The organism is Gemella sp. zg-1178, from assembly GCF_018790995.1.
Classification (GTDB): Bacteria; Bacillota; Bacilli; order Staphylococcales; family Gemellaceae; genus Gemelliphila.
Genome location: NZ_JAHKEI010000007.1, coordinates 1 through 26,730, shown reverse-complemented (window position 1 = coordinate 26,730; position 26,730 = coordinate 1). Strand labels below are relative to the sequence as shown.

The window sequence follows — 26,730 nt, the reverse complement described above, 5'->3', positions numbered from 1 at the left end:
TGTTCCCCCTATAAATTTATTTAATAACTTCCCTATTTTTTAAGTCTGTATGTAGTTTATTAAATTCAAATATTGTCAATGTTTCACTTCTCCTACTAGGTTCTATACCCAAACTTTGACAAGCTGACAACAAAGATTCTTTTTTATCTTTTCCAGAAATTGCAATAAGATTATTCATTAAAGTTTTACGACGCTGAGCAAAACAATTACGTACAAAATTAAAAAATTCTTCTGTATCTGCAATATAAATATCCTTTTCCTTTTTAGTCATAATTTTCACCACTGCACTCTCAACATTAGGAGCTGGGACAAAAACTTTTTTAGGTACGGTAAATAAATATTCAACATCAGTATAATAATTTAATAATATGGTTAAAGAATTATAATCTTTCGTTCCGACTTTAGCATTCAAACGATTAGCAACTTCTTTTTGCATCATAACCACATAACCGTCTATTAAACTTGTATTTTCTAATAAATGAGTTAGGATTGGTGTGGTAATATAATAAGGTAGATTTGCAACTAGCATAATCTTAGAACAAGTAGAAAATTTTTCCTTAATAATTTTATCAACATCAACCTTTAATATATCCTTATTAATGATTTCTACATTATCATAAGCAGCTAAGGTATCTGCCAAAATCGGCAATAATCTGCCGTCTATTTCAAAAGAAATCACCTCTTTTGCTGACTTGGCTAAAACTTCTGTTAAAGAACCAATACCAGAACCTATTTCTATAACTCCAGTATCCTTATCAATACTAGCTGAATTAACTATTTTATTTAAAATATTACTATCAATTAAAAAATTTTGACCTAAACTCTTCTTAAAATTAAAATTATATTTTTTTAAAATTTGAAAAGTTTTTTTAGAAGTTCCTATCATACATAATCCTCTATCTTTTTCATCGTTTCTATCAATTTTTCTTTAGAAATACTATACATATTCAACTTATTTAGTAGCTGTTTGCCATTTGTATATTCAATATTCAGCTCTTCACACAACTTTTCCCTAAGTATTTTTGACAAGCTACCCCCAACCAAACCAAGTTCTATCAACAAATCATTACTTATATCGTATTTCAGCTCACTAGCAGGAGTATAACATTTTTCCAAAGCAAAAATAATATCTTCCTTGCTCGCAGCTTCGATACCTATTTTCCCCTTACTATCAATAGCTTTTTTACTAGAAATATAAGCATGCTTAGCAGTAGGAATATGACGTTCAATTATATTTCTAATTCTCTTGCCAGCATAATCAGGGTCAGTTAAAACTATTATACCACGATTTTTATTTAAAACTTTTAATCTTTCCAATTTTTCTCTAGTAATAGCTGACCCGTTCGTTTCAAAAGTATCACAATCAAGAGCTTCTTTCACCCTATTTGTATCATCTCTTCCTTCAACTACAATAATTTCTCTTATTCTCATTTCTTATCCTTAAAAAATTTATTCTACTTATAATAACACATTTCAAAATTCCTAACAATTAAAAAATAAAGTTTTAAATTTTAAAATATAATTTTTCAGCAAAAAATATAATTTTGATAATTTCAAATTAAAAATAATTTTTACTATAAGAAATAAATAAAAAACTACTTAAAATTTTTAAAAATATACTAGCTCTTATCAATTAAAAAACAAAATAAAAATTATTAATTTTCTTTATACATTCTAGCAAACTATTTCATATTTTATTGTATTGACTAGGCTTATTTTTACTAGTTATAATTAATTTGTAACAAATAATAAAATAAAATTTGGAGGTTATTATTTAATGACTAATAATTGGTTAAACTTAGAAAATAAAGTAGCAGTAGTAACAGGTGCTTTAGCTGGAATGGGTTCAAAAATTTGTAAAAAATTTGCTATGCAAGGAACAAATGTTGTCTTAGTAGATTTATTAGTAGACAAAGCAAGAGAGTAGGCTAAAGAACTTAACACTAAATACCGAGTAAAAACTTTAGAAATTAAATGTAATACTACAAGTGAAGAATCGGTAGACGCGGCAGTGAAATTAGTAAAGGAAGAATTTTGACGTGTCGATATTTTAGTAGACGTGTTGATATTTTAGTAAATACAGTAGCGATTTTACACTTTGCTCCATTTGAAGATTTAGATATGGCTGATTATGATGCAACTATCAACGTAAACATCAAGGGATATTTCTTAATGACACAAGGTTTTGGATGTATAACGATTGAACAAAAATACGGAAATATAGTTCACATATCATCAATAGCTCCTCACTTCCCAGAAAGATACTCTGGTGCATACACAATGACAAAAGCAGCAGTAAATATGTTATCTAAACAAGTTGCAGCTTAGTGGGGAAAACATGGAGTAAGAAGTAATTTTATCCTACCTTGCTTTGTACAAACTCCATTATCAGCCAGTTTTTATGCTGACCAAGAAGTAGAAGAAGGACGTAAACGACTAACAGCTTCTAAACGTATAGGTAATGTTCAAGATGTAGCTAACGCTGTTCTTTACTTATCAAGCGACCTCTATAATTATACAAACGCTACAAGATTTACGATTATAAGGTGTCTTTGATATTATAATGGGTGATATGACACCAAAACCAGGTGGCAGACGTGGTTAAGCAATAGAATATTTAAAAAATAGAAAAAAATAAAAGAAGTGGAAAATTTCCACTTCTTTTATTTTAATTTACTGTGTGAATTTGAATATATAAAGTAAACAGCTAATCCAATAAACAACCATACAAAGAAGATTAACCAAGTTAATGAACTAACAGTAAATAATAATAAAAATCCGAATATTAAAATAGCTATTCCTGGCAATACTGGAACTGCTGGCATAACAAATCCTCTTTTAGTATCTGGATGTGTTTTTCTAAATACTATTGTTGAATAAGAAACTAACATGAATCCTATCATAGAAGATACATTTGCTATTTCTGATAATTGATCAAGAGGTAAAAAGCCTGTAAAAATAGCAGCGGAAATACCTACTAACCAAGTTATAGTACTAGGTACATGTTTTTTGTTAACACTAGTTAAAGCTTTAGGTAACAAGCCGTCACGAGCCATTGTAAAACCAATCCTAGCACTTGCAAAAATGAATGACAAGACTCCTGCCATAAGTCCTATGGTCGCTCCTAGAGAAATTATACCTGCAACTTTGGTTTGACCAACTTTATTTAAAACATAAACAAGAGCATTACCTGAACCTAATTCAGAATAATGAACTGCTCCCGTTAAAACAAGACAAACCATCATATAAATTATAGTACATATTAATAACGTGATAATAATTGCCCTAGGCATGGTTTTTTCAGGATTGATTGTTTCTTCTGATGAAGTTGATATAGCATCAAAACCTAAATAAGCAAAGAATACAGTTGTCGCACCTAACATTACACCATTAACCCCAGTAGGAGCAAAATTATCAGTCAAATTATGTGGTTGAACATAGAAAGCACCTACTATAATAAATAAAACTACTACTCCTATTTTTATAAATACCAAAAAATTATTGATAATTTTACTTTCACTTGTTCCTCTTGAAATAATAAATGTAAGTAGCAATACAAGTAATATAGCAGGGATATTCCCATAACCGCCTTCTTTTGGTATGTTTAAAAATTCCTCTGGCAGGTTTATATTTAAGCCTGCTAGTAATGAATTAAAATATTTTGACCAACCAGCAGCAACAGCGGCGGCAATAATTATATAACCCCCCATAAGTACCCAACCTATTCCGTAAGCACCAATTTCTCCAATTGAAACATACATGTAAGTATAAGTACTACCACTAGATGGTAAAGCAGAAGCCATTTCTGCATAACATAAAGCTACAATTGTACAAGCAATACCTGCTATTAAAAAAGAAAAAATTATAGCTGGTCCTGCACTAGCTGAGGCTATACCTGTAAGAACCATTACTCCAGAACCAATAATTGCACCTAAACCAAATAAAATTAAGTCTATTGTTTTCAGTGTGGGAGTAAGGGTTTTTTTCTTATTTTCATTCAGTATATTTGTAATAGATTTTTTTCTAAAAATACTCATATTAATATCCTCCTTTTAATAAATATAAACACAGTATAAACTGTTTTAAAATTATAACAGAAAAGAAAAGAAAAGAAAAGAAAAGTGAAATATGCTTTTTAATTTTTAAAATAATTATATTGTTATTTTAAATTAAAAGTTATTATCATATTTATAATATTAATATGAGAAATAAAAATGTTTAGTTTAAACTATTTCTATTTTAGAAAGCTTTTGCTACTTCTACATATTCATATCCTAAATCATCCGCTACTGCTTTATAAGTTACATGACCATTTAGAGTATTTACTCCACCTGCTAATTCAGGAAAACGTTCAATTGCTCTTTCTAATCCTAGGTTTGCAATAACTTTAATATATTTAGAAGTTGCATTACATAAAGCATGAGATGATGTGATTGGTACAGCCCCAGGAATGTTAGCTACAGAATAATGTAAAATTCCTTCTTCTACAAATATTGGTTCAGAGTGGCTTGTCGCACGTCCTTCAGTATATTCTGTTGACCCACCTTGATCAATAGCTACATCAACAATTACAGAACCTTTTTGCATACTTGCTACCATTTCTTTTGTTACTAATTTAGGTGCTTTAGCTCCAGGAATTAATACAGTAGAAATTACTAAGTCTGCATTTTTTACTGCTTGAGCTATGTTTGCTTTTGTTGAATATAGAGTTTCTATATCACGACCAAATTGGTTAGATAATTCTGTTAATCTATCAATATTAACGTCTAATACTGTAACGTTTGCTCCAAGACCAACAGCAGCTGTTGTAGCAGCAGAACCAGCAATACCTGCACCTACAACTACAACTTTACCAACTTTAACACCTGGCACACCTTGAATTAATAATCCTTTTCCTCCATGAGGTTTTGTTAAGAATCTTACACCTTCTTGAACAGCCATTCTTCCTGCTACTTCACTCATCGGTCTTAGTAATGGTAAACCTCTTCCAACTCTAACTGTTTCAAAAGCTATACCTGTTACTTTACTATCTACAAGTGCTTTTGTTAGGTGTGGTTCGGCGGCTAAATGTAAATAAGTATAAATTAATTGCCCTTCTCTAAAGTATTTGTATTCAGATTCTAGTGGTTCTTTAACTTTGTATATTAGTTCAGCTTTGCTCCATACTTCTTCTGCTGTATCTAATAAAATAGCTCCTGATGCTTCATACTCAGAGTCAGTAATTCCTGAACCTAATCCTGCTCCTTTCTCGACGAACACTTCATGTCCAGCTGAAACAAGTTCTTGTACTATTCCTGGTACAGCCGAAACTCTGTTCTCGTTATTTTTTATTTCTGTTGGTATTCCTATTTTCATTATACCCCTCCTTAGTATTTTGTTTTGTACATTTATATTCTAACATAAGCATAGCATTTTGAAAACACTTTATTTTATGAATTAATTTTATCAAAATGTTTATTTTCAATACATCATTCTATTATTTGAAATGTGTTTTGTAAATTAATAGTCTACTGTATTATATTTTTCCAATAAAATAAACCTTATAAAGTCCTAATGCAACTAATTAATTACTATATATCTCCTATATAAAAATATTGAACTTAGGTACAAAATAAATTATCATAAAATTTTTCTCCACTATAATTATTACCCATTTTTAATACTTGACATATTTTAATTAGATTCTTTCTTGTATTAAATTATAATTACTAAATCATTGCAATGTAGGAAAAACATCTTTTTTAAAAATTTTGACATTTCATTAATTATAACATTATTTTTATACATAAATATTTTATCTGAAATAAATTAAAAAATTGATTTTAAATTTTTTTGACAAATATATCTACCATCTTTAAAAATTTTTAAAACTTTCTATAGTAGCTAAATTAAAAATAAAAATTAATTATTTCTATTTAAAAGCAATTATACTTTATAAACAAAAAATATTTTAAAGGATTATATATTTTATAAAACTTACTGACCTACTTTCTCCAGTAAATTGTTTGAATTCTGTGGCATCTTGATAAATCATCATGTCAAGACCGTTTATTATTTCTTTACAGCCAGCTTCTTTTGATAATTCCATTGTTTTAGTTTCACGAGGATTGTAATACATTCGTTAACTACTAAATCTTTTTTGAAGAATGATACATCAGGAATTACTGATTCTTCTTGAGGTTTCATTCCTACTCCAGTAACTTGAACAAAAAGTCGCTTTGGTTCATTTTTTCTTTAAATAAATCAAGATTATAAAAAGTACATAGTTATGCTGTTCAATCTGTTGTTTCGTTGATTTTTGCTACCCGTTTTTTCATAGGTTCAAAGTATTTGTCTTCCAGTGAGACGATATTAATTTTTCCTACTCCATTAATAGCCGTTTGAGAGATGATACTTGTTGCTAGATCAGTCGCACCTAAAATAGTTAAAGTTTTCCCTTTTGTATTATATCTTCTTTCTTCAAGAGCCATTATACAACCTGTTCCATCAGTAGTATCTCCTAGTAAGTGTTCATTGTTATTTACTAATGTATTAACCTCTCCTTCCAGTTTTACAACTGGCGTTAAGTCGTCAATGAATTACGGACTTTTTGTGAATTTGAGTTCATAAAAATAAAAGCTCCTAAAATTAATTTTTTCACTGTTATTGTACACCCTAAATTTTCTATTGTCTAATTAATAAAAACAATAAAATTAATAGATTTTTTTCATACTTTGATATATAATCAAATTTAAATATTATTTAAATATAAAAATGGAGGCTATTAATATGAATCTATTTCATCTTAAATATTTTATTAAATTAGCAGAGTTAGAACATTATACCAAAGCGGCAAAAGAATTAAATATAACTCAGCCCAGCCTTAGTCATGCAATAGCTAGCTTAGAAGAAGAAATAAATGTAAAACTCTTTGAAAAAAAAGGTAGAAATATTATTCTTACAAAAACTGGAAACATATTTTTTAATATAATTAAAGCTGCAGTTACCAATATAGATGACGCCGTTGATTATGTACAAAAAATAAATGCTGGAGATGGATTAATAAATATTGGATTTTTAAGGACCTTAGGTGTATCTTCAATACCTACCTTATGTAGAAAATTTAAAGAAGATAATAAGGACAAGGAAATTAATTTTAACTTTTATAACGGTTTTTCAGAAAGATTGATAGCAGGCTTAAAAAGTGGCGAGTATGATGTAGTATTTACATCTAAAATAAATAGTGATGAGTCTATAGAATATGTCCCCTTAGGAAAACAAGAACTTCTTTTAATAACTCCTAAAAATCATGAGTTAAGCGACAGAAACACTGTAAGTTTAGAAGAAATTTTAAAATATGATTTTGTAGGTTTCCAAAAAAATACAGGTTTAAACAATATAATTATGCCCAACTTTGCAAAAATAAAAAAATACCCTCATATAAAATACACAGCAGAAGAAGACCAAGTAGTTGCTGGTTTGGTTGCACAAGGATTTGGAATTTCTATAGTTCCAGATATGCCAATTTTAGAAAGTTTAGATCTTAATAAAATACACATAGAAGACATAGAACAAAATAGAATTTTTTATCTAGCCTATTTAAAAGACCTGGTGAACATACCTGTTGTTTATGAATTTATAAAATATGTAAGTAATTATAAATTAAGTAAATATATAAAAACATATTAAAGGCTTGCTAAATTTTAGCAACTTTTTTATTTATAAATTTTTTCTTGTATTAGTATTAATTGTCCATAGGCAGCGGTTATTATAATATCTGGATTTAAAATTTTTAATTCATTAAATACTTCTTCATCATGGCTAATATTAATAGGTTGTAAAACTTTTATATTATGTTCTTCTGCTAATACTTTTACAGGAGAAGGAGTTAATATTTTTTTTCTCCCTATTTTTTTATCTGCTTGTGTTATTACTAAATCGACACCAAAATCATCTATCAACATTTTCAGAATTGGAACTGAAAAATTAGGTGTTCCCATAAATGCTATTTTTTTATTTTTCATAACAAATATTCTCCTGAAATTTAATCATAATAATTATACTATGCTATTAAAAAAAAATCAAAAAATGCCCTTATAAAAAGAAAAATACCAAATTCATTTTAAAATTTGGTATTTTATATTTATTTACAATTTAATTATATCTCTGGCTATTTTATCCAAATTATTTATATTTATAAAAGTATTTGTAATAAAATATGCTTGTTTAGAGTTTATCGAATTTTCCGTAGCTTGTCTAGCAATATTAAAATTATTTTCAGTAACAAGTATTTTTTCAGAAATTAACTCAATATCTTCTTTTCTACATTAAATAATTTTGAAAAAGTTATGTTTTAAGTCCTAACATACATATAACCATCATAAATAGCATATTATCATAAGATTTATTTATAAACTAATCTTTTTATAATTAAAATATATCCTAAATAAAAATAAACCATCATATCTTCAACATAGTAAGTATTATATATCTAATAATTTCTCATCTCTTACAAAGACATTTTTATTAACTCTATTAATTTGAGAAACACATAACTAAGCTAGATGAAATTATTTAGTGCTTATTTATAACTTAAAATTTTTCTATTCACTTGAATTAATACTTATTATTAAGCACATTTCTATTTCTATTTATTTTATATTAAAATAATTAGTTATTTTTTATTATTACTAATTATTATAGTTCTAAATAAAATTCTACAAAAATTTATTTTTAATTTAAGGTCAATATATGCTATAATATTTAAGATAATTTTTGAAAGGATAAAAAATGAGCGACATTAAAAATAATAAAGGTTTAGTTACAGAAGAAAAAGTTATTTTTCGTGTTTGTGATGAATGCCTTGGCGTAAACTTAAAAACTTTAATACCAAAACTTAAAAAGAAGGCTCCCAATGCTGAATTTATTATAGGATGTCAATCTTATTGTGGACCGGGTAGAAAACAAACTTTTACTCTGGTAAATAGTAGAATTTGTATAGCCGATACAGAAATTGAATTAATGCCTCTAGTTGATGAAAAATTAAAGGAAAAAGTATCAGCTGAAGATGAGGAAAAATATTATAAACGCATGCAACGCAGGCTAGAAAGAACTTTTTACTTTGTTGTACCAGAAAATACCACAATAAAAAGAAATGAAAATTTTTCAATTACTAAAGAGGGAATTATTGCAAGAAAAGCCAGCAGGTCATTCTTGGATAAGGTGGAAATATCTTCTAATCTTGACACGAATAAAGAAGGGGTTTATGAAATTATATATTCGGTTGATATAGAAGGAAAACACTATACGAGAACTAGATTAATTACAGTAGAATAGAGTATATTATATCCTAATAAAATATTAACAATTCAAAAAATTTTTACTCTACTCTAAAAAACATAAAATTATATTAATAATTAGAAAAAGAAAATTCTAAAATTATTTACTTTTATGAAATCTGTGTTATAATAAAGCTATAAAGGATAAGGAGGTATCTATCATGGAAAACAGATATTCAAAAATTCTAGTCGCAGTTGATGGTTCAAGACAAGCAGAATGGGCATTCAAATATGCAGTATCAATCGCAAAACGTAATGAAAATGCGTACTTATATATAGCTTCAGTCATTGATGCTACAATAGCAACATCTGGTCTATCAGACCCATACATTTTTAATTCTTTCTACAAAAAAACCAAGGCTTTAGTTGAAAGTTATGTAGAAGTTGCTAAAAAAGAAGGACTAAATCATGTACATGGTATCGTTGAACAAGGTATTCCCAAAATAGTTCTTAGTGAAGATATAGTTGACGAAAAAGATATTGACCTAGTGGTTTGTGGCTCTTCTGGTCTAACAGGATTCAAGAGAATGCTTATGGGGTCTGTATCAGAAGGAATAGTGCGTTATGCTAAATGTGATGTTATAATCATCAAACAAAAATCTATACCAGAAGATTTCGAACCAAAAATTGCTTTACAATTCCAAAAAGAAGATTAATTTATTATAAAATCTGCAATTTATTTTGCAGGTTTTTTATTTTAAATAAGTTTTTATAAAAAATTAGTGCAACTTTTTTGCACTAATCTATTTTATTTTAAAATAATTTCTTATTAATTTCCCTGAAAATAAATTTTATTAGTATGCAATTTCTGTATTAATAATTTACTTTTTTAAATAAATATTTATTAGCTTGTTTTTAAAAAATATCTTTAAAACTTTATTCAATTTTAATAAAAAATTTTTATACATATCTATTAAAAATATAAAAAAATTAGTGTAAGTTTCTCCCACACACTAATTTCTTTTTATAAAACTATTTCTTAAATTTGATAAAAATAAAATCCTACTTTACCCTAGTCATAATTTTTAATATTCTATCTTTTGTTTCAAGATTTAGGCTTATTCTTTCTGCAATTCCTTTTTTATCAAAATAAAGAACTTCATCACAACTACTACATAAAAATTCATAATCATGCGTAATAATAAATATAATTATTTCCTTATTACTTATTTCTTGAATGAGATTTGATAATTCGTTCATGTTGATAAAATCTAAACCACTTGTTGGCTCATCAAATATTAAAATCTTTTTCCCTGACAGGAGGGCAGAAGCGATGGCAACACGCTGTTTTTCTCCGCCTGATAGGGTGTTGGGGTGCCTATCAAGTAAATGGTTTAACTTTAATTTAGTAACTATATTATCAAAATTTCTTAAGTCTTTACAACCCAACTTTATTTCTGTTTCTACCCTGTTAGTAAATAGTTGATAATTGACATCTTGCATAACTTGAAAACAAGTATTTACTAAATCTTTTTTCTTCAATTCTTTACCACTTAAAATTAGCTGACCTTTTGATTTTAAAAATCCTGACAGAGCATTTGCAAAAGTAGTCTTGCCACAACCATTATCTCCTATTATGGCATAAACTAAACCACTAGGGAAATTTTCTTCCCTATGAATAAGGTTTTTATTATTTACCTTATATTCAAAATTTTTTAATTGCAAATAATTTTTACCAATATTTTTTAATTTCTTGTCTGCTAACTTGACCAAGTTCAAATCTAATTGACGTGTACGACAATGACTGCCATCAAAATTTTTTAAGTCCTCTTTAAAAAATTCATGAATAATTTTTCCATCTTTAACTATAAACATTCTATCAATTAAATTTTTCAGGTAGTATATCCTGTGTTCTGCTATGACAATAGTCTTACCCTCTTTTTTTAATTTAGCAATAATATCTGCTATTAAAGATATGGCTTTAAGGTCAAGGTTACTTGTTATTTCATCAAGAACATAAATATCAGCATCTAACATCATGCTAGCCATAAAGGCTAATTTTTGTTTTTCTCCCCCACTAATTTCTAAAATATTTCTGTCTAGTAAATTTTCTGCTTCAAATTCTTTAACCAAAAAATTTATACGTTCTAAAATTTTTTGAGGAGCAAAACCAAAATTTTCCATACTAAAGGCTAATTCACTTGTAGAATCTAGATGAAAAAACTGATTTTTTGGATTTTGAAAAACACTTCCTACAATACTAGAAAATTCGGTTAAATTATCGCCAATTTTTAGATGAGCAAGCTTCATACTACCACTAAAGCCACCCTCAAAAAATTCTGGGGCTAGGCCATTTAACATTCTTAAAATTGTAGTTTTCCCACAACCAGACGAACCCGTAAATAAGACACATTCACCCTTAGAAATTTTTAAATTTAAGTTTTCTATATTTAATTTTTCAGACTTGCTATATTTAAAATTAAAGTCTTTAAATTCTATCATAATTTACCTACTAACTATATAACTTAACTCCTCAAATTTTCGTTGAATAACCAAGTTACTATATCTTAAATATAAATACAAAAACTACTAATTTAACTAAAAATATCATAAATAAATAATCAGTAATTTTAAATTTTAATACTTGTATAGAACTTGCTTTACCCTTGTGTTCAATCCCCCTACACAAGCAAGATATTGATAATTCATTAGCTATGTTGGTACTTATAATTACATAGGGAACAAAAACATATTCCATAAATTTTAAGGGGTGTCTAAAATAGTAAAAAGGACTATTCCCTACACCCTTAATCTTCAAAGAATTTTTTATCATACTATAATCAGCTAACATAACAGGAAAAAACCTGAAAACAACTGCCAAGACGATAATTACACTATTGGATAGTTTAATCTTGCGTAAAAAAGTTATTAACTCAGAAACCTTAGAACTACCAACCAATACCATACCTGCACATATAGGAAAATAAACCGTCTTAAACAACAAAGAACTAAATAATACAAGATTGTCTATAAAACCTAGACTACCTACCTTAGCTAAAAATAATTCATAAAGTGTAAATAATAGGTATATGGCATATATTCTTAAAGCCCGATACTGATTAAAAAATATAAAAACTATTAGGCTGAAAATAGTTGCTAGTATTAGATGTTCATAAATTGACATTTTTTTAAACATAAAAACATTGGCAAGTAAAAGTAGCAATATTTTTGTTCTAATATCTAATCTTAGATTCATTTTATAAGCCTGCTTTGTCAAAATTTCTAAAATATAATTTTCTTCCTATGTATGTTCCTAGTGCAGAAAAAACAATAGTTAGCACAACTACAACAATAAAAATATTCATACTTGAATTAGACATTACAAAATCTATTTTTTCTGGACTGAAACCTCTGGCTTTTAAGTGTTCAATATAACTATCACGCATAAAGTACATAGGCATCAAAGCACCTAGCCCACCCAATGTGAAGAAAATATAAGAAAGATACTCATTATTTTTTCTAAAGAAATATTCTGCTAGTAAACCTCCTAAAATAGTAATAGGAAAGGCAATATATGGATGCCCTGATAAAAGTAAAAAGACACCAATTATAAAAGCTGCAATAAACACGGCATAGTCTTTTTTTATTTTATTAAATATTAGGGTATAGGCAGGTGCGGCAAAAAGTCCTGTTGCTACCGTAGTAAAAACAGAAAAATATAATTTACCAGCAAATAAAACAGAAAATACCCCTGCACAAACTCCGAGACCTACTGCCATTAGTAAAATTAAAAGTAGGGTATATAGCCCTAAAGTTATTAAATCTTTTGTTTTCAACTTATTATCATTTTCTTTATTAATATACTTTAATTCAGTCATAATAACTACCTACACTAATTCCTTTATTACTGCCAAGGCCGCCTCAAAATTTGGTTCTGAACTAACTTCATCACACAATTCTAAATATTTAACTTGACCACTTTTATCTAAAACTATAACTTGACGAGCCAATAATTCTATATCCTTAATCAGGCCCCCGACATTATTTTCAAAATCTCTATAACGATAATCTGAAACAGTGATAGCATTATTTACATCTTTATCTGCACAAAATCTATTAAGCGTAAAAGGCAAATCTTTCGATACCGTAACAACTACTAAATCTTCATAATTTTTTACTTCTTGATTAAATCTTACAGTTTGCATAGCACAGATACCAGTATCTACTGAGGGAAAAGCATTAACAACTATAATCTTTCCAGCATAATCTGCCAAATTAAAATCTGTCATATCCTTATTAACTGCCTTAAAATTTGGAAACTTACTACCAATTTCTATCCCCTTAAAAGTAACTTCGACTGGACGTCCCTTAAATGTAATATTTTTATTCATAATTTCTACTTCCTTCCTAGAATACTATATATTATAATATTATAATATCATAATTTATTATAAAAGAGAATAGTTATCAATTGAAAACATGTAATAAAAATTATAATTCTAGTCTGAATAGTGGTAGGCTAAACGAGCAGACCCATCTTCTACATAAATAATACCACAATACTGAAAATTATTTTTTGTAATGAGTCTTTGCATTAGCAAATTATCTTCGTGTGTGTCTATCCTTAAATCTGAAATTTGCCTTTTACAATATGATATAGCAAAATCAAAAATTCCCTTTTTACTACCCCTACTTGCTATTCTATGAATTGCTGCATAGTCATTATCATTAAGCCAATTTCCTTCTATATAATTATAAGTTTCGTCCATACCAAAGATAAGGGCAAAGACACCATAGATGTTTTTTTCATCTCCAACAACATAGAGTTGCCCCTTTTTTATATCATCAACTAATAATTCTTTCTTAGGATGATTATTTCTCCACTGCTGAGGATTATTATTTGCAATCATAAAATTTCTTGCAATAGAATATATAAGTAATACTTCCTCTAAATCTTCCATTCTTGCTTTTCTAACTTTCATTACTTAACCACCTCTTATATATTAAAATTGATAATATAGCCCAAGATAAACCCATTGAAAATCCAGCTATAAGATCAGTCGGATAATGAACTCCTAAATAAATTCTAGTAAAGCAAATAAATAAACTAAAAATTATAGCTAAAGAGTATATAAACAAAATAATCTTTTTATTTTTTATATTTTTTGTTAGGATATAAGCCAAAAGAATATATATTATTGCAGATGCCATAGCATGTCCACTCGGAAAAGAATAACCCTTAACAGAAATTAAATTTTCTATATAAGAATCTGAATAAGGTCTAGGTCTTGCAAAAATATATTTTAAAATTCTATTTAGGAAAAATGCCCCTAACAAACTACTCATAGCCAAGAAAATAGCTAATTTCAATTCTTTCTTTAATATTAATATCAAACAAACTACAAGAACTAAAATTGTTAAAAATAAAGAACCACCCATGTGAGTAATAGTTACAATAATTTTAGTCATATTAATATTTCTTATTTCTAAAATATAAGACCAAATTTTATTATCAATTTGCCACTTATTATTACTAGGTTCACCCAAACCAAATAAAATAATTATAAAAAAAGGTAAACTACTGATAAGACTTAATAAATATAAATTTTTATTTTTCATTATTTATATTTTCTCCATTCAGAAAAATTTTTAATTTTATTATATATAAATTTTTATAATTATAGCAAAAGTTTTGATAAAGTAAAAAATATTTAAATAAAGCTTAATATATTGAGCAAATATATATTATAAAATAAAAATCTACATTCTATATAAGAAAAAACATACTAACTTCATAAAAAATATTAAAAACGACAAAAAAACAAGAAAATATCATGAATTAAAAATATTTAAAACTAAATGATATAAATAAGATAAAAGGCTTAAGGACTTATGGATATTAGACTAGAATAATAGAAAACTTTAGGACTTCAGCATTATAGAAAGGCTAGAGAACTTAAAAGGTGTAAAGTAATTTATAAAACTATAAAAATAGATAAAGACAAAAGTTATTTATAGGATTAAAATTATAGGGATTAATATATTAAATGCTAAGTAAGCACAAATTACTTCTGCACTATTATAGGCTTTAGTTTATTTTAAAACTGTATATTTGCCCTTACTCTGTCCTTATAAATTTGATATCACCAAACTTAAAAAAACTAGGACAAAAATTGCTAAAGAAAGTAGAGGAAAATTTAATAATGAAACTTCTATAATAAAAAATATAAAAGTAGTAAAGATTAAATGTTTGAAACTATGAAAAATTGATAAGTTCTTTAGCAAAATTCACTTTAAAAAGTTTTATTTGAGAAAGTGGGAAAGAATTTTCTTATTAAAAAGAAATTGAGAAAATGGGAATAGAGCCATATTTTTCTTACTAGCCATTCAGCCTGATAAAGAGCTAGTAAAAAAAGCCTAACTAATTGCTTATAGGCTATTGTAGCAAGGAAATTTATTTACTTAAAATTAACTTGGTAGAATTAATAAAAAATCTAATGGAGTTTTACAATAGATCTAGAAAATCGCTTAATTGTCAAACTCCATTTGATATGTTTATTATAACGTTTAGTTTTACCTGTGTTTCTTAATATTTTATATTTTTAATATATTTTCATAGCTTAATCTATTAATGAAACTTTGATAAAGTTAGTAGTTCCTACACTACTCTTACCTGCATTTACTGGGATACCTCCGGTTATGATAATTGCATTATCTTTTTTAGCATAACCAGATTCAACAGCAATATCTTTTGCAGTTTCTAACATTTCATCTGTTGAAGTTACTTGATGAGAAACTTTTGCATCCACTCCCCATACTAAACTTAGTCCTCTAGCTACTTTTTCACTTGGAGTAACTGCTAGGATTGAAGCGTTAGGGCGATATTTAGAAATTAGACGGGCTGTTTGACCTGATTCTGTATAAGTTACTATGGTATGCAAGTCTAAATTAAGGGCCGTATAGCCAACAGAAATACCTATGGCATTCGTAACATTACATTTTTTGTCAGTTTTTGATCTTTCTTTGATAATGCTTGAATAGTCCTGCATATCTTCTGCACGTTTGGCGATTGTTGCCATTGTTTCTACCGATTCAACAGGATAAGCACCCGCGGCTGATTCTCCAGATAACATTATTGCATCTGTACCGTCAAAAATAGCGTTAGCTACATCTGATACTTCTGCACGTGTTGGTCGTGGATTTTTTTGCATTGAATCTAACATTTGTGTAGCAGTGATAACAAATTTTCCAGATTTATTACAACGACGAATAATATCTTTTTGGATAATCGGCACTTCTTCTGCTGGAACTTCTACACCTAAATCTCCACGAGCAATCATAATTCCCTCTGATACTTCTAAAACTGATTCTATATTATCAACACATTCTTGGCATTCTACCTTAGGAATTATTTGAACGTGTTCGCAACCTTCTTCTTTTAAAATACGGCGTACTTCTAAAACATTTTCTTTAGTACGAACAAATGATGCAGCGACAAAGTCAATACCTTGTTTACAGCCAAAACGAATATCTTGCTCATCTTTTTCAGTAATACCTGGTAATTTAGTTGATACACCTGGCACATTTACACCTTTTTTATTTTTAAGAACTCCACCATTTTGAATAGTTGTGTATATCAATCCAGCTTCCACATCAACTTTATTTACCGTAAGTCCTATTAAGCCATCATCTAATAATATTGTATCACCAGCTTTTACATCATGAACCAATTCTCCATAAGTAATTGAGAACATCTTAGGACTTCCTAATACTTCTTTCATAGATACGATAACATCTTTTCCTTTTTCTAAAAGTATGGCTCCATTTTCCATTTCATTAGTTCTAATTTCTGGACCCTTAGTATCTAAAAGTATGGCTATATTTTTCCCAGTTTCTTCTCGAACCTCTTTTATTGTAGCGATACGTGCCGCGTGTTCTTCATAATCTCCGTGCGAAAAGTTAAGACGGCAAACATTCATTCCTAGTTCTGCCATTTTTTTCAAGATTTCTTTTTTTTCTGATTTTGGCCCTATTGTACAAATTATTTTTGTTTTTTTACTCATTCTTTACCTCGTTTTATATTGAAAGTTGTTTTGACACTTCATACATATCTAAGTCTACTGTGTGTTCGTCTTCAAAGACATCTTCAAAGCGTGAACTTACCAATCTATTATTTTGAATACCTACTGCTCTTCCCGATTCTCCAGCAATAAGTAATTGCACTGCATAGTTACCAAGTCTTGATGCTAGCAACCTATCCATAGCACTAGGTGTCCCACCGCGTTGAATATGACCTAAAATGGCATATTTTACATTGATGCCATAATCTTTTTTTATCATTTCTGATAGTTCAGGTGCAGACATAACTCCTTCTGCTAAGATGATGATTGAGTGTTTTTTCCCCCTAGCTTCTGCTTGGCGTACTCTTGAAATTACATCTTCAAGAGATTCTTTTTTTTCTGGAATTATTATTGATTCTGAACCACCTGCAATACCTGCAACTAGGGCTAAATCTCCTGCATTACGTCCCATTACTTCTATAACAAATACTCTTTCATGGCTTGATGCTGTATCACGAATTTTATCTATGGCGTCAATTATTGTATTTAAGGCTGTGTCAAAACCGATAGTAAAATCAGTCCCGCAAATATCATTATCTATGGTGCCTGGGATACCAATAGTTTTTATATCCATTTCCCTACTAAGTGCCATGGCACCACGATAAGAACCATCACCACCAACAACTACAAGCCCATCAATACCCAGATTTTTTAAATTTTGAATAGCGCCTTTTCTTACGTCAGGATTGGCAAATTCTGGAAATCTTGCAGAACCTAAAAAAGTTCCCCCACGATTTATAATGTTACCAACATCCCCACATTCAAGTTTTTTTATTTTACCTTCTAGCATACCCTTGTATCCTTGAAATATACCGTAGGCTTCGATACCATTAAAAATCGCTGTTCTTACAACTGCACGAACGGTAGCATTCATGCCCGGAGCATCTCCACCACTTGTTAAGACTGCTATTTTTTTCATCTTAAAGAACTCCTTTTTTATTTTATTCATATAAATAATAACATATTTTTTATTTTATTACTAGAGAAAAAAGGATTATTTTTGTTTTTTTGTTTGTTTTTTCTTTTTATTTAATTTATGTATAAGTTAATTTAATAGCTTTTTCAGGGTAGGCTTGCAAAAATTTACAAACAAATTCTTGTTCGTTTTTTATGTGAGTTTTTTTAGTTATTTTATTATTTTTAAAAACGGAAATTAATTTAACCTTTGCATCACTAGCAATATACTCTTTTACAAAATTAATATTTTCTTCGTCTATCAGAACATATATTTGTTTGATATTATTTAAGCAATAATCTCGATATTTTTCTAGTGTCCTTATTTTTTCTAAAATATATTGTAGTCTGTCATTTCTAATTTGGGCTTTGACAGAAATTACAAAAAAATTATTTGTCTTTAACATGGCAAGGACATATTTATATACATCAGGAAATACTGTAAGGTCGTAGTCAGCCCTGCCGTCATTTACGGTTAAAAATGCCATTGTATCTCCTTTTTTAGTTTTTATTTCTTTGATATTAATTACTTCTACATAAGTATCGCTACTTTCATTTGTTAGATATTTAAGTGGCAGGTAGTGATATTTTTCTTTTTCTACTTGGGCTGGATGTTTTAAAAAATAAGTTCCTGTAACTTCTTTTTCCATTTTTATTTTTTCTTGTACTGTATAGTCTTCAACTTCTTCAATTTTCAAAGTTAGACCTTCTGTATTTATAGCAAATCTCACCTTGTCAATGTGTTGTCTAGTATCTTCATAATAATCTTTTATTTTTTTCATTACAGTGGCTCGATTATAACCAAAGCTATCCAAGGCCCCAGCCTTTACTAAAGAAGTTGCCGCTTGATAGTCTACTTTTTTATTCATTCTTCTTAAAAAGTCATCAATATCTAAGTATTTACCAAAATTTAGCCTGTCATTTACTATTTCTGTTGCCGACCTAAAACCTACATTTTTTATTGCGACTAGAGCAAAGCTGATATTATTTTTATGAACTGTAAAATTAATTCCACTTATGTTGACATCTGGATTGAGTAATTTTATATTGTGGATATTTAATTCTTGTTTATATTCATTTATTTTATTTTCACTGTTGACAACATTATTTAATAAAGCTGTCATGAAATAGTGGTTGTAATAATATTTTAAGTAAGCAAGTTTGTAAGCTAACATACTATAGACCACAGCGTGAGATTTATTAAAACCGTAGTTGGCAAAGGTTACTATCATTTCAAAAATAGCCTGGGCTATTTTTAGGTCGTAACCAGAGGCAACAGATTTTTCTATGAAGATTTTACCGTAATATTCTAAGTCTTCTTTTTTCTTTTTGCTAACTGCTCGACGCATATTGTCCGCTTCATTCAAACTCATATTGGCAAAATTTACGGCTATGAGCATAATCTGTTCTTGATAGACAATAACTCCGTAAGTGTCTTTTAAAATTTTCTCAAGTTTGGGGTGAGGATATTTTACATTTTCTTTGCCGTGTTTTCTATTAATATAAGTTTCTATGTGGGACATGGGTCCTGGTCGATATAAGGAAGTCATGGCTACAATATCATTAAATTCTGTCGGTTGTAAGAGGCGTAATTTTTCTTTTATACCGCTATTTTCAAACTGGAATATCCCTTCTGTTTTACCCTCAGCAAATAGCTTATAAACATTTTTATCTTTGTAATTTATATTTTTTATATCAAAATTTTTTTCTGTTTTTTGAATTTCCTTAACAATATTATCTACCATTGTTAAGTATCTTATACCAAGAAAATCTATTTTTAAAAGTCCCACATATTCTATATCGTCCATAGTCCACTGGGTTAGGTTACTTACAAGATTTCCTTTTTCTAGGGCAGTATAATTATATAAATTATTTTCATCACTAATAATTAAGCCTGCTGCGTGTACTGAGGTATTGCGTGGTAAATTTTCTAAACTCTTAGCAACAATGAACCAGCGTTCATTTTGCTGGCTAGAATGAACAAAATTTCTCAAGTCTAAATTTTCTTCGTAACATTCTTCTAAACTCATACGAGAATTAATTAGTCTACTGATATACTTTAAATTTTCATCGGAAAATTGCAGTATCCTAGCACTTTCTCTAGCAGCACTTTTGGATTGAAAAGTATTAAAGGTTATGATTTGGGCTACCCTATTGCTGCCATATTTTTCTTCTACATATTTTATTACTTCATCTCTACGAGTATCCTGAAAATCTATATCAATATCAGGCATAGAAATTCTATCCTTATTTAAAAATCTTTCAAATAGCAAATTAAATTCTAGTGGGTCAGCCTCTGTAATATCCAGCAAATAACAGACCAAACTTCCTGCTGCACTACCACGTCCTGCCCCAACAGAAATTCCATTTTCTTTGGCATATTTTACAAAATCTCTAACTATTAAGAAATAATCAGCAAAGCCCATTTCATAAATTGTTTTAAGTTCATAATCAAAACGTTTTTTATATTTATAAAAATCTTTACCACCTAATTTTTGTTTTGCTCCTTTCACCACAAGATAGTGCAGATATTCAAGGCTTGATTTTTGTTTGAAAATTTCTTCATCTTTATTATAGACATATTTGGGTAGATGATAGCCCTTAAATTCTAAGCTGTATTTAGTTTTTTTAATAATTTCTTCTTGCCTTGCAATAGCTTTTTCCAATAAATTTTTAGCCAAGGGATTAATAATATTATCAAGAAGTTTTATGATATTATCCTGGGTGTAAACAAAATCATTACCCCTAGTTACAACTAATTCTTCTATATTTAATTTTCTGTTATCTCTTATTGCCCTAGCAACAACAAGAGTTTGATAATTATTATAGTCTAAATAGTAACTTGCTTTGGAATAAACTAATTTACTAATATATTGATAGACCTTGTAGTTATAACTTTCATTAAATGCGAAGTAGTAATCTAAATTTTTTATTTTTTCTACAATATCTTTTGCTTGATTTACAGAAAATATTTCCGATGCAACTATAAGGAGGCAGTCATCTTTAAAATCAGATAAGGTCTCAGCCATTTCTTCTAAAGAAAATTCTTTGCCCTTAGTTTGTATAAGACTAGAAATTTTTAGAAGTTGCTTAAACATTTTTTCATTTTTACATAAAATATTTAAGTTTAGAAAATCTAGTTCGTTGCTTACTTTTATTTCTAGGGCCTGGATTAAAGATATATTATATTTTTTAGCTAGTTTATGACTTTGGATAGCTGCATACATATTTGGGTCTGTGATACAGACTGCTTCTTGCTTGTCAGCCTCTAATTTTTGAAATAAATTTTCTAATTTTATGGTACTATTTAACAAGTCATAGCTGGTGTGCACCTGCAAGTTATAATATTTCATACTATCCACCCTTCTTAATTAATAATATTTTAATTATACTATAAATAGAAAAAAAATAAAATTTAGCTAATTTATATTTTAAAAAAAATATTTTCAGTGAATATGAATAAAAAATATTAATTTTATTTTTTTGTTGCTCATAAAATATTTTTTTCAGTAAGTGGATAAAAATATTTAAAATTTTTAAATACAAATTATTTTAAACTTTAATATGGTCATAATAAAAAGCAATAACTCAATTTCTTGAATTACTGCCTTGACTTAGCCACAGTTGCTTGTGCCACCCTCTATAAAGTCCCCCAAGTCCTTAGTTTCTTCTTTGAGATAGCGATAAACACGCTTGTTTGAACAACCTATAAAGTGTACCGTTTTTGCTTTTTCACTTATAAAATTACCATCTTCATCAACAAGATTTTTGTCGGCAATACGGCGTTCTATCTTGCCTATAAAATGTACATAACCTTCAAATTCTATACACTCACTCACCCTGCATTCCATTGATAAAAAACATTCATCAATTAGGGGGGCGTCTACAAAATTTCCTACCGTATAGGGCAGGTCAGCCTGCTGTAACTTGTTGTTACCACTGAAAAAACCGCATATTTCTATTTCAGACATCAGACTATCACAGGGTAAATTTATTGTAAATTCGCCATATTTTTTTATTTGCTCTGCCGCATGACTATCCGAAGTTATTCCCATATTAATTGTATTTCCCAAAGAATATGTCGAGCTTATTGTTGTTGCATTGTACTTAAACTTATCATCCTTGTAGCCAACCAAAACCACTGGGAAAGCATAATATAATTTTTTAGTGTGAATTTCAGATTTTTCTTTTATAAACATATTTTCCCTCTTAATTTCTAACAAAAATTAATTCTTTCTCAGAAGATAAGTCTTCTTTGTAACGATAATTATCAAATTCTATATTTTTTATTTCTTCAATACTATCAATATTCTTTTCTATGAGCTGACTTAAAAATTTACCCCTAGCCTTTTTAGAAATAGTAGAATGAACTTTTAATTCTCCGTCTTTTTTCTCCATAAATATGATTTTTATAAGTTTACTCCTCAAGTCTTTTGAAAAAACTTCTTCAAATTCTTTTGAGAGTAGAGAAATAGCAAAATCTTCATTCTTTAAAAATTCGTCATATTCACTACGCCAGTATTGTTTTAAGGACATACTCCCTACCTTGATATTTTGAAGAAAATCTAGTCTGTGTTCGGATATTTTTTCGTATGCACTAATAATACCATAAAAGGACGAGGCAATAAAAACATTAGCACCCACATAGTCTTTCTCCTTGGAGGTTAGGTCCACTCTTTTTATATTACGATACATCAAACCGTCAAATAAGTTTATAGCTTCGTATATTTTGGCATCAAGACTAGCTATATTTTTTAAACGCAGGATTTCTTTTTGAGCCTGCTCTTCTTTAATTTTGTATATCCTTGCTAAGTCTTTTATATCATACTTCAATAAAACGTCTAAAATCATCTTACTTTTTTCAGGCAAGGTCTGAAGTTTTTGGTTACTACTATCAATTTTCATTTCCTTAGCAGTAGGTATTAAAATTTTCATGTACAACTCCTATAATTTAATACACTAACCATTATATACAAAAAAATTTCTTTTGCAATTAAAAACTATTTTAGATATAAGCAAATACTTTGTTGAAAATATTAAAATTAGTTATAATAAATATAAATTAATTTCTTGGAGGAATAAAAAATGAAGTTTGAATTACCAAAATTACCCTACGGCTATGATTTCTTAGAACCAGTAATAGACAAGGCTACTATGGAAATACACCACTCTAAACACCACGCCGCCTATGTAAATAACCTAAACGCAGCCCTGGAAAAACATTCCGACTTTGAGTTTACCTGTATAGGCAGTGTATTGGAAAATATTGATAAAGTTCCTGCCGACATTAAACAGGCTGTAATCAACAATGGAGGTGGCCACTTAAATCACCTACTATTTTGGAAATCTCTAGCAGCTCCAGATACTTCTGTCTTGACTGGAGAAATAAAAGAAAAAATAGAGGGCGACCTTGGAGGTTATGAAAAATTTGTAGACTTATTCTCAGCGGCGGCAACTAGTCGTTTTGGAAGTGGTTGGGCTTGGCTTGTTCTTAACAAAGACGGTAAACTAGAAGTTATCTCAACTCCAAACCAGGATTCGCCTGTAATGGAAGGAAAATTCCCACTTCTTGGACTAGATGTTTGGGAACATGCCTATTACTTAAATTACCAAAACCGCAGACCAGAATACATCAAAGAATTTTTCAGGGTAGTAAACTGGGATTTCGTAAACTCTCGTTTAGAAAAAGCTAAAAACCACTGTGGTTGCAATAAATAAAAATAAAAATCAACTAAGAAATTCTTAGTTGATTTTTATTTTCTCAGGTAAATTATAAATTTTTTATATATTCTTAAAATTTTTATGCCATAATAAATTTCATTTTAAATTTTTAAAATAAATTATAAGTATTTATATTTCAAATTTTTCTGTATCTTCTTTGCACTCCCCAGTATTTATTACTAACAATTTTTTCTCTGCTCCCCCTCTTTTTATTTCTTATGTCTTTTAAATCTTTACTGCTTATTACCCAAATTTTTCAGACCTGATAAAATTTATTTGAACTTACTGCATACTAGAATATCTCCGCAAGTAAAAGCCAACTATTATTTTTCATATCTTCTACATATTCTGTATTATTTAAATATAGTTCATCATTTCTATCTCTAACAAAACCAAACTTGTATCCGTGTTTTTTTGCAAATTCTTTAAATGCTTCAAACTTATTTTCTACTTGAATATCGATATTTTTACTTTGTCCGTTTTTCTCTCCTCCTTTAGTTTCAATCAACCAGATTGAACCATCTTGAAGTTGAATAATATAGTCGGGATAAAATAGTCTTTGTTTATCAAAATTTGTTCCATAAACTACTGATAGATATTGTTGTCCACTATCTCCATTTTTATACACATATTTCACATTAGGATTTTTCTCGCAATATTTTTCAAATAGTCTTTCTGATGTAGAACGAAAATCGTCTGTAATCATAGATGTATTATATTCCTTATACACATTCGTTTCTAAATTTCTTACGTTGGTTTCAAATGGAAGATAGCGATAATGTTCTTCAGACGGAATTACAAAATCTTCAATTCTGTTTTCCAGCCACTGGGCCTGCAAATATTTTATTCCGGAAAATGTAATAAAATCTTCTTTTAATCTATCGACATTATTAATAATAAAAGCGTAAAATTCTCTTAGGTTTAAATTTAATAATTTATATCTCTTATTAGCAAAACCTTTTAAAAATAGATTTTTAAGTATTTGATGTGTCTTGTCATAGCTAAGTCCGATATGTTTTTTAATGGCATCAACGCAATGCTGTCTATCAATACCGTGAATGTGGGTATTTACTTCAATATCCATTATTCCATATTGTGCATGTTCTTCATTTACTTGCATTAGGGTAGAATATTTACCTCTTAGGTATTTTCTTTTTAAGCTTGTACCAAAAATAAAACCGGCATTTTCTAGTCTTTTTCTATTTTCTTGTTTTATACTGTCTAATGAATATTTTTCTTTAAAAAATTCATAGATACGATTACGCATTTCTTGTTCGTCTACATAGTTGCCGTCTTGATTTCTAAATTCTTTTTTAAGTTTTATAGTTTTTGCTTCATCTTTTAAAAATAATCTCTGCGTTTCAAATCCGCTACCAGCTTTTATTACATCTAATTTATATTTTTCATCAAATGTATATAGATATGAACAGTCTAATATATCTCTTCCATAATGTTTTGCCTTTGGCATTCTTCTAAGTCTACCTAGCGTTTGAATTTCAAATGTATCACTCATGTTCTCACGCAGTTTTACAAGTATCTTGGTACGAGGGCAATCCCAGCCAGTAGCTAGTGCTTGTTTGAAAAGTAAAAATACAGGGCTTGCATTAGCTTTTGTAATGCTGTCTTCATCTCTTGTTCCGATATTTATTTTTCCTAGTTTTTTAGATTTCCTGTCTTTGTCTTCCTTATTTTCTGCACTAAACCATGAAGCCAGTAGTTTATTTTGATAATTATAGCCCATGTTATTCAATTTGTTTTCTACAAATTCAATAAGTTCATCATTTAAATTTGGAAATTGAACTAAAACAAGAGGTCTTACATCTTCTTTTTCATCTATATAGGCTTGTGCAATTTCTTTTCTAAGCTCGTCTGCTTTTTCTAGTAGTATTTCTGCTTCATTTTTGGGGTCAATCACACTTACCGATTCTAATCCCTTATTAATATACATAAAACGTGTAATTAATTCTTCGTTGATTACATCAAGTTCTGGTATTTCATAAAATTCTCCAACAACTCTTTTATTTGGTGTAGCAGATACTCTTATTTCATATTTTGCATTGATACTTGAAATAATATCATCCGCCTTAGATGTATTATTTTGATGTTCTTCATCTATGATAATAATAAAGTTTTTACCTTTTCTATGTGCTTCAGAAATTCTTTCGAAAAGATTTTTTCTTTCGCTTTCTCTTATGGCAGTATTATCTTTTTTAGTAATTGTTTCCCAGTTAATAAAGTAGTTTGTACCAGAAACAAATCCACTAGATAAAATATCAAATAAAGTTCCTGTTTTTAAAGTCGGTGAAAATCGACACATTTTTTCTTTTGACTGTTCTTCAAGTTCTCCCTTGCCCGGACAAAACCAACAAATAATATCATCTTCATGATAATCTAAATATTTTTCAATGTAGGCTACTAAAATTATTGTTTTCCCACTTCCTGTAGGACTTTGCAGGACAATTTTGGGTTTAGACTCACTATTTGTTGTTTTTTCAAAAAGAAAGTCTACTGCTTTTTCTTGAAAGTTTTTTAATTTTAATCCAATCATATTTCTCCAACCTCCTTAAGTTCACTTCTGTAGTAATATTCTGGAATTTCTGTTATGCTTATCTTTTTTTCGTCTAGTATTCTTTGATGGCTTCTTGATAAGAAGATACCCGAGCTAATAAATAGTTTTC

Annotated in this window: 24 protein-coding genes and 2 pseudogenes; 7 read left to right on the top strand and 19 right to left on the bottom strand. The window is 28.6% G+C overall.

Translation table 11 applies throughout. The annotated features are described in order from the left end of the window. Positions 1 to 16 precede the first annotated feature (16 nt). The gene (gene rsmA / locus KMP12_RS03000; protein ID WP_215756264.1) at positions 17 to 886 is read right to left on the bottom strand and encodes a 16S rRNA (adenine(1518)-N(6)/adenine(1519)-N(6))-dimethyltransferase RsmA; all 870 of its coding nucleotides are present in this window, start codon (positions 884 to 886) and stop codon (positions 17 to 19) included. Further along, positions 883 to 1,431, bottom strand: a complete 549-nt coding sequence (gene rnmV / locus KMP12_RS02995; RefSeq protein WP_215756263.1) for a ribonuclease M5 — start codon at positions 1,429 to 1,431, stop codon at positions 883 to 885. Before rnmV ends, rsmA begins: the two co-directional genes overlap by 4 nt. A 346-nt stretch (positions 1,432 to 1,777) precedes the next feature. Between rnmV and KMP12_RS02990 the strand changes: the two genes are divergently transcribed. Beyond that, on the top strand, positions 1,778 to 1,927 hold the full coding sequence (locus tag KMP12_RS02990; RefSeq protein ID WP_215756262.1) for an SDR family NAD(P)-dependent oxidoreductase: 150 nt from the start codon (positions 1,778 to 1,780) through the stop codon (positions 1,925 to 1,927). 107 nt (positions 1,928 to 2,034) lie between these two features. Then, positions 2,035 to 2,556, top strand: a pseudogene (locus tag KMP12_RS07500) (SDR family NAD(P)-dependent oxidoreductase). Between the two features lie 107 nt (positions 2,557 to 2,663). Here KMP12_RS07500 and KMP12_RS02975 read toward each other — a convergent pair. The 4 genes from KMP12_RS02975 to KMP12_RS02960 form a co-directional block, all read right to left on the bottom strand. Further along, positions 2,664 to 4,037, bottom strand: a complete 1,374-nt coding sequence (locus tag KMP12_RS02975) for an amino acid permease (protein WP_215756260.1) — start codon at positions 4,035 to 4,037, stop codon at positions 2,664 to 2,666. Between the two features lie 202 nt (positions 4,038 to 4,239). Next, on the bottom strand, positions 4,240 to 5,355 hold the full coding sequence (ald, locus tag KMP12_RS02970) for an alanine dehydrogenase (protein WP_215756259.1): 1,116 nt from the start codon (positions 5,353 to 5,355) through the stop codon (positions 4,240 to 4,242). A 595-nt stretch (positions 5,356 to 5,950) separates the two neighbouring features. Further along, complete coding sequence (locus KMP12_RS02965; protein WP_215756258.1) at positions 5,951 to 6,118, bottom strand: hypothetical protein; 168 nt, start codon at positions 6,116 to 6,118, stop codon at positions 5,951 to 5,953. A 157-nt stretch (positions 6,119 to 6,275) separates the two neighbouring features. Continuing rightward, entirely contained in the window at positions 6,276 to 6,470 is a 195-nt protein-coding gene (locus KMP12_RS02960) for a hypothetical protein (protein WP_215756257.1), read from the bottom strand. A gap of 298 nt (positions 6,471 to 6,768) precedes the next feature. Between KMP12_RS02960 and KMP12_RS02955 the strand changes: the two genes are divergently transcribed. Further along, positions 6,769 to 7,668: a LysR family transcriptional regulator gene (locus KMP12_RS02955; protein ID WP_215756256.1), complete on the top strand. Its 900-nt coding sequence runs from the start codon at positions 6,769 to 6,771 to the stop codon at positions 7,666 to 7,668. 26 nt (positions 7,669 to 7,694) lie between these two features. On the opposite strand, the gene KMP12_RS02950 is transcribed toward KMP12_RS02955, so the two are convergent. Beyond that, complete coding sequence (locus KMP12_RS02950; protein ID WP_215756255.1) at positions 7,695 to 8,003, bottom strand: methionyl-tRNA formyltransferase; 309 nt, start codon at positions 8,001 to 8,003, stop codon at positions 7,695 to 7,697. A gap of 766 nt (positions 8,004 to 8,769) precedes the next feature. Between KMP12_RS02950 and KMP12_RS07790 the strand changes: the two are divergent. The 3 genes and pseudogenes from KMP12_RS07790 to KMP12_RS02940 form a co-directional block, all read left to right on the top strand. Beyond that, positions 8,770 to 9,090 (top strand): annotated as a pseudogene (locus KMP12_RS07790) (YuzB family protein); the annotation flags it as partial. Next, a complete protein-coding gene (locus tag KMP12_RS07785) occupies positions 9,070 to 9,315 on the top strand; it encodes an immunoglobulin-like domain-containing protein (RefSeq protein WP_371821656.1) in 246 nt (81 codons plus the stop codon). The pseudogene KMP12_RS07790 and the gene KMP12_RS07785, both read left to right, overlap by 21 nt. A 163-nt stretch (positions 9,316 to 9,478) precedes the next feature. Next, on the top strand, positions 9,479 to 9,973 hold the full coding sequence (locus KMP12_RS02940) for a universal stress protein (protein ID WP_215756253.1): 495 nt from the start codon (positions 9,479 to 9,481) through the stop codon (positions 9,971 to 9,973). A 346-nt stretch (positions 9,974 to 10,319) separates the two neighbouring features. Here the strand turns inward: KMP12_RS02940 and KMP12_RS02935 are convergent, their stop codons facing one another. From KMP12_RS02935 to yaaA, 11 genes are all read right to left on the bottom strand, one after another. Then, a complete protein-coding gene (locus KMP12_RS02935; protein WP_215756252.1) occupies positions 10,320 to 11,759 on the bottom strand; it encodes an ATP-binding cassette domain-containing protein in 1,440 nt (479 codons plus the stop codon). Positions 11,760 to 11,817: 58 nt separating this feature from the next. Continuing rightward, entirely contained in the window at positions 11,818 to 12,513 is a 696-nt protein-coding gene (locus KMP12_RS02930) for an energy-coupling factor transporter transmembrane component T family protein (protein WP_215756251.1), read from the bottom strand. Between the two features lies 1 nt (position 12,514). Then, positions 12,515 to 13,135, bottom strand: coding sequence for an MptD family putative ECF transporter S component (locus KMP12_RS02925; protein ID WP_215756250.1), 621 nt, complete (start codon positions 13,133 to 13,135; stop codon positions 12,515 to 12,517). 9 nt (positions 13,136 to 13,144) lie between these two features. Then, positions 13,145 to 13,648 carry a thiol peroxidase gene (tpx, locus tag KMP12_RS02920; protein ID WP_215756249.1) on the bottom strand — a complete coding sequence of 168 codons (504 nt, stop codon included), beginning with the start codon at positions 13,646 to 13,648 and terminating at the stop codon, positions 13,145 to 13,147. Between the two features lie 108 nt (positions 13,649 to 13,756). Continuing rightward, entirely contained in the window at positions 13,757 to 14,239 is a 483-nt protein-coding gene (locus tag KMP12_RS02915; protein WP_215756248.1) for a GNAT family N-acetyltransferase, read from the bottom strand. After that, positions 14,229 to 14,876 (bottom strand): phosphatase PAP2 family protein, encoded by a 648-nt coding sequence (locus KMP12_RS02910; RefSeq protein WP_215756247.1) that lies wholly within the window; start codon positions 14,874 to 14,876, stop codon positions 14,229 to 14,231. The genes KMP12_RS02915 and KMP12_RS02910 overlap by 11 nt, the downstream gene beginning before the upstream one ends. 1,001 nt (positions 14,877 to 15,877) lie before the next feature. Further along, complete coding sequence (gene pyk, locus KMP12_RS02905; protein ID WP_215756246.1) at positions 15,878 to 17,320, bottom strand: pyruvate kinase; 1,443 nt, start codon at positions 17,318 to 17,320, stop codon at positions 15,878 to 15,880. A gap of 13 nt (positions 17,321 to 17,333) precedes the next feature. Then, on the bottom strand, positions 17,334 to 18,296 hold the full coding sequence (pfkA, locus tag KMP12_RS02900; RefSeq protein ID WP_215756245.1) for a 6-phosphofructokinase: 963 nt from the start codon (positions 18,294 to 18,296) through the stop codon (positions 17,334 to 17,336). A gap of 115 nt (positions 18,297 to 18,411) precedes the next feature. Beyond that, entirely contained in the window at positions 18,412 to 21,684 is a 3,273-nt protein-coding gene (locus tag KMP12_RS02895; protein ID WP_215756244.1) for a DNA polymerase III subunit alpha, read from the bottom strand. A gap of 261 nt (positions 21,685 to 21,945) precedes the next feature. Then, the gene (locus KMP12_RS02890; protein ID WP_215756243.1) at positions 21,946 to 22,530 is read right to left on the bottom strand and encodes a flavin reductase family protein; all 585 of its coding nucleotides are present in this window, start codon (positions 22,528 to 22,530) and stop codon (positions 21,946 to 21,948) included. A 10-nt stretch (positions 22,531 to 22,540) separates the two neighbouring features. Beyond that, complete coding sequence (yaaA, locus tag KMP12_RS02885; RefSeq protein ID WP_215756242.1) at positions 22,541 to 23,266, bottom strand: peroxide stress protein YaaA; 726 nt, start codon at positions 23,264 to 23,266, stop codon at positions 22,541 to 22,543. Between the two features lie 150 nt (positions 23,267 to 23,416). Between yaaA and KMP12_RS02880 the strand changes: the two genes are divergently transcribed. Further along, a complete protein-coding gene (locus KMP12_RS02880) occupies positions 23,417 to 24,049 on the top strand; it encodes a superoxide dismutase (RefSeq protein ID WP_215756241.1) in 633 nt (210 codons plus the stop codon). A gap of 295 nt (positions 24,050 to 24,344) precedes the next feature. Here the strand turns inward: KMP12_RS02880 and KMP12_RS02875 are convergent, their stop codons facing one another. Then, the gene (locus KMP12_RS02875) at positions 24,345 to 26,600 is read right to left on the bottom strand and encodes a DEAD/DEAH box helicase family protein (RefSeq protein ID WP_215756240.1); all 2,256 of its coding nucleotides are present in this window, start codon (positions 26,598 to 26,600) and stop codon (positions 24,345 to 24,347) included. Between the last annotated feature and the right edge of the window lie 130 nt (positions 26,601 to 26,730).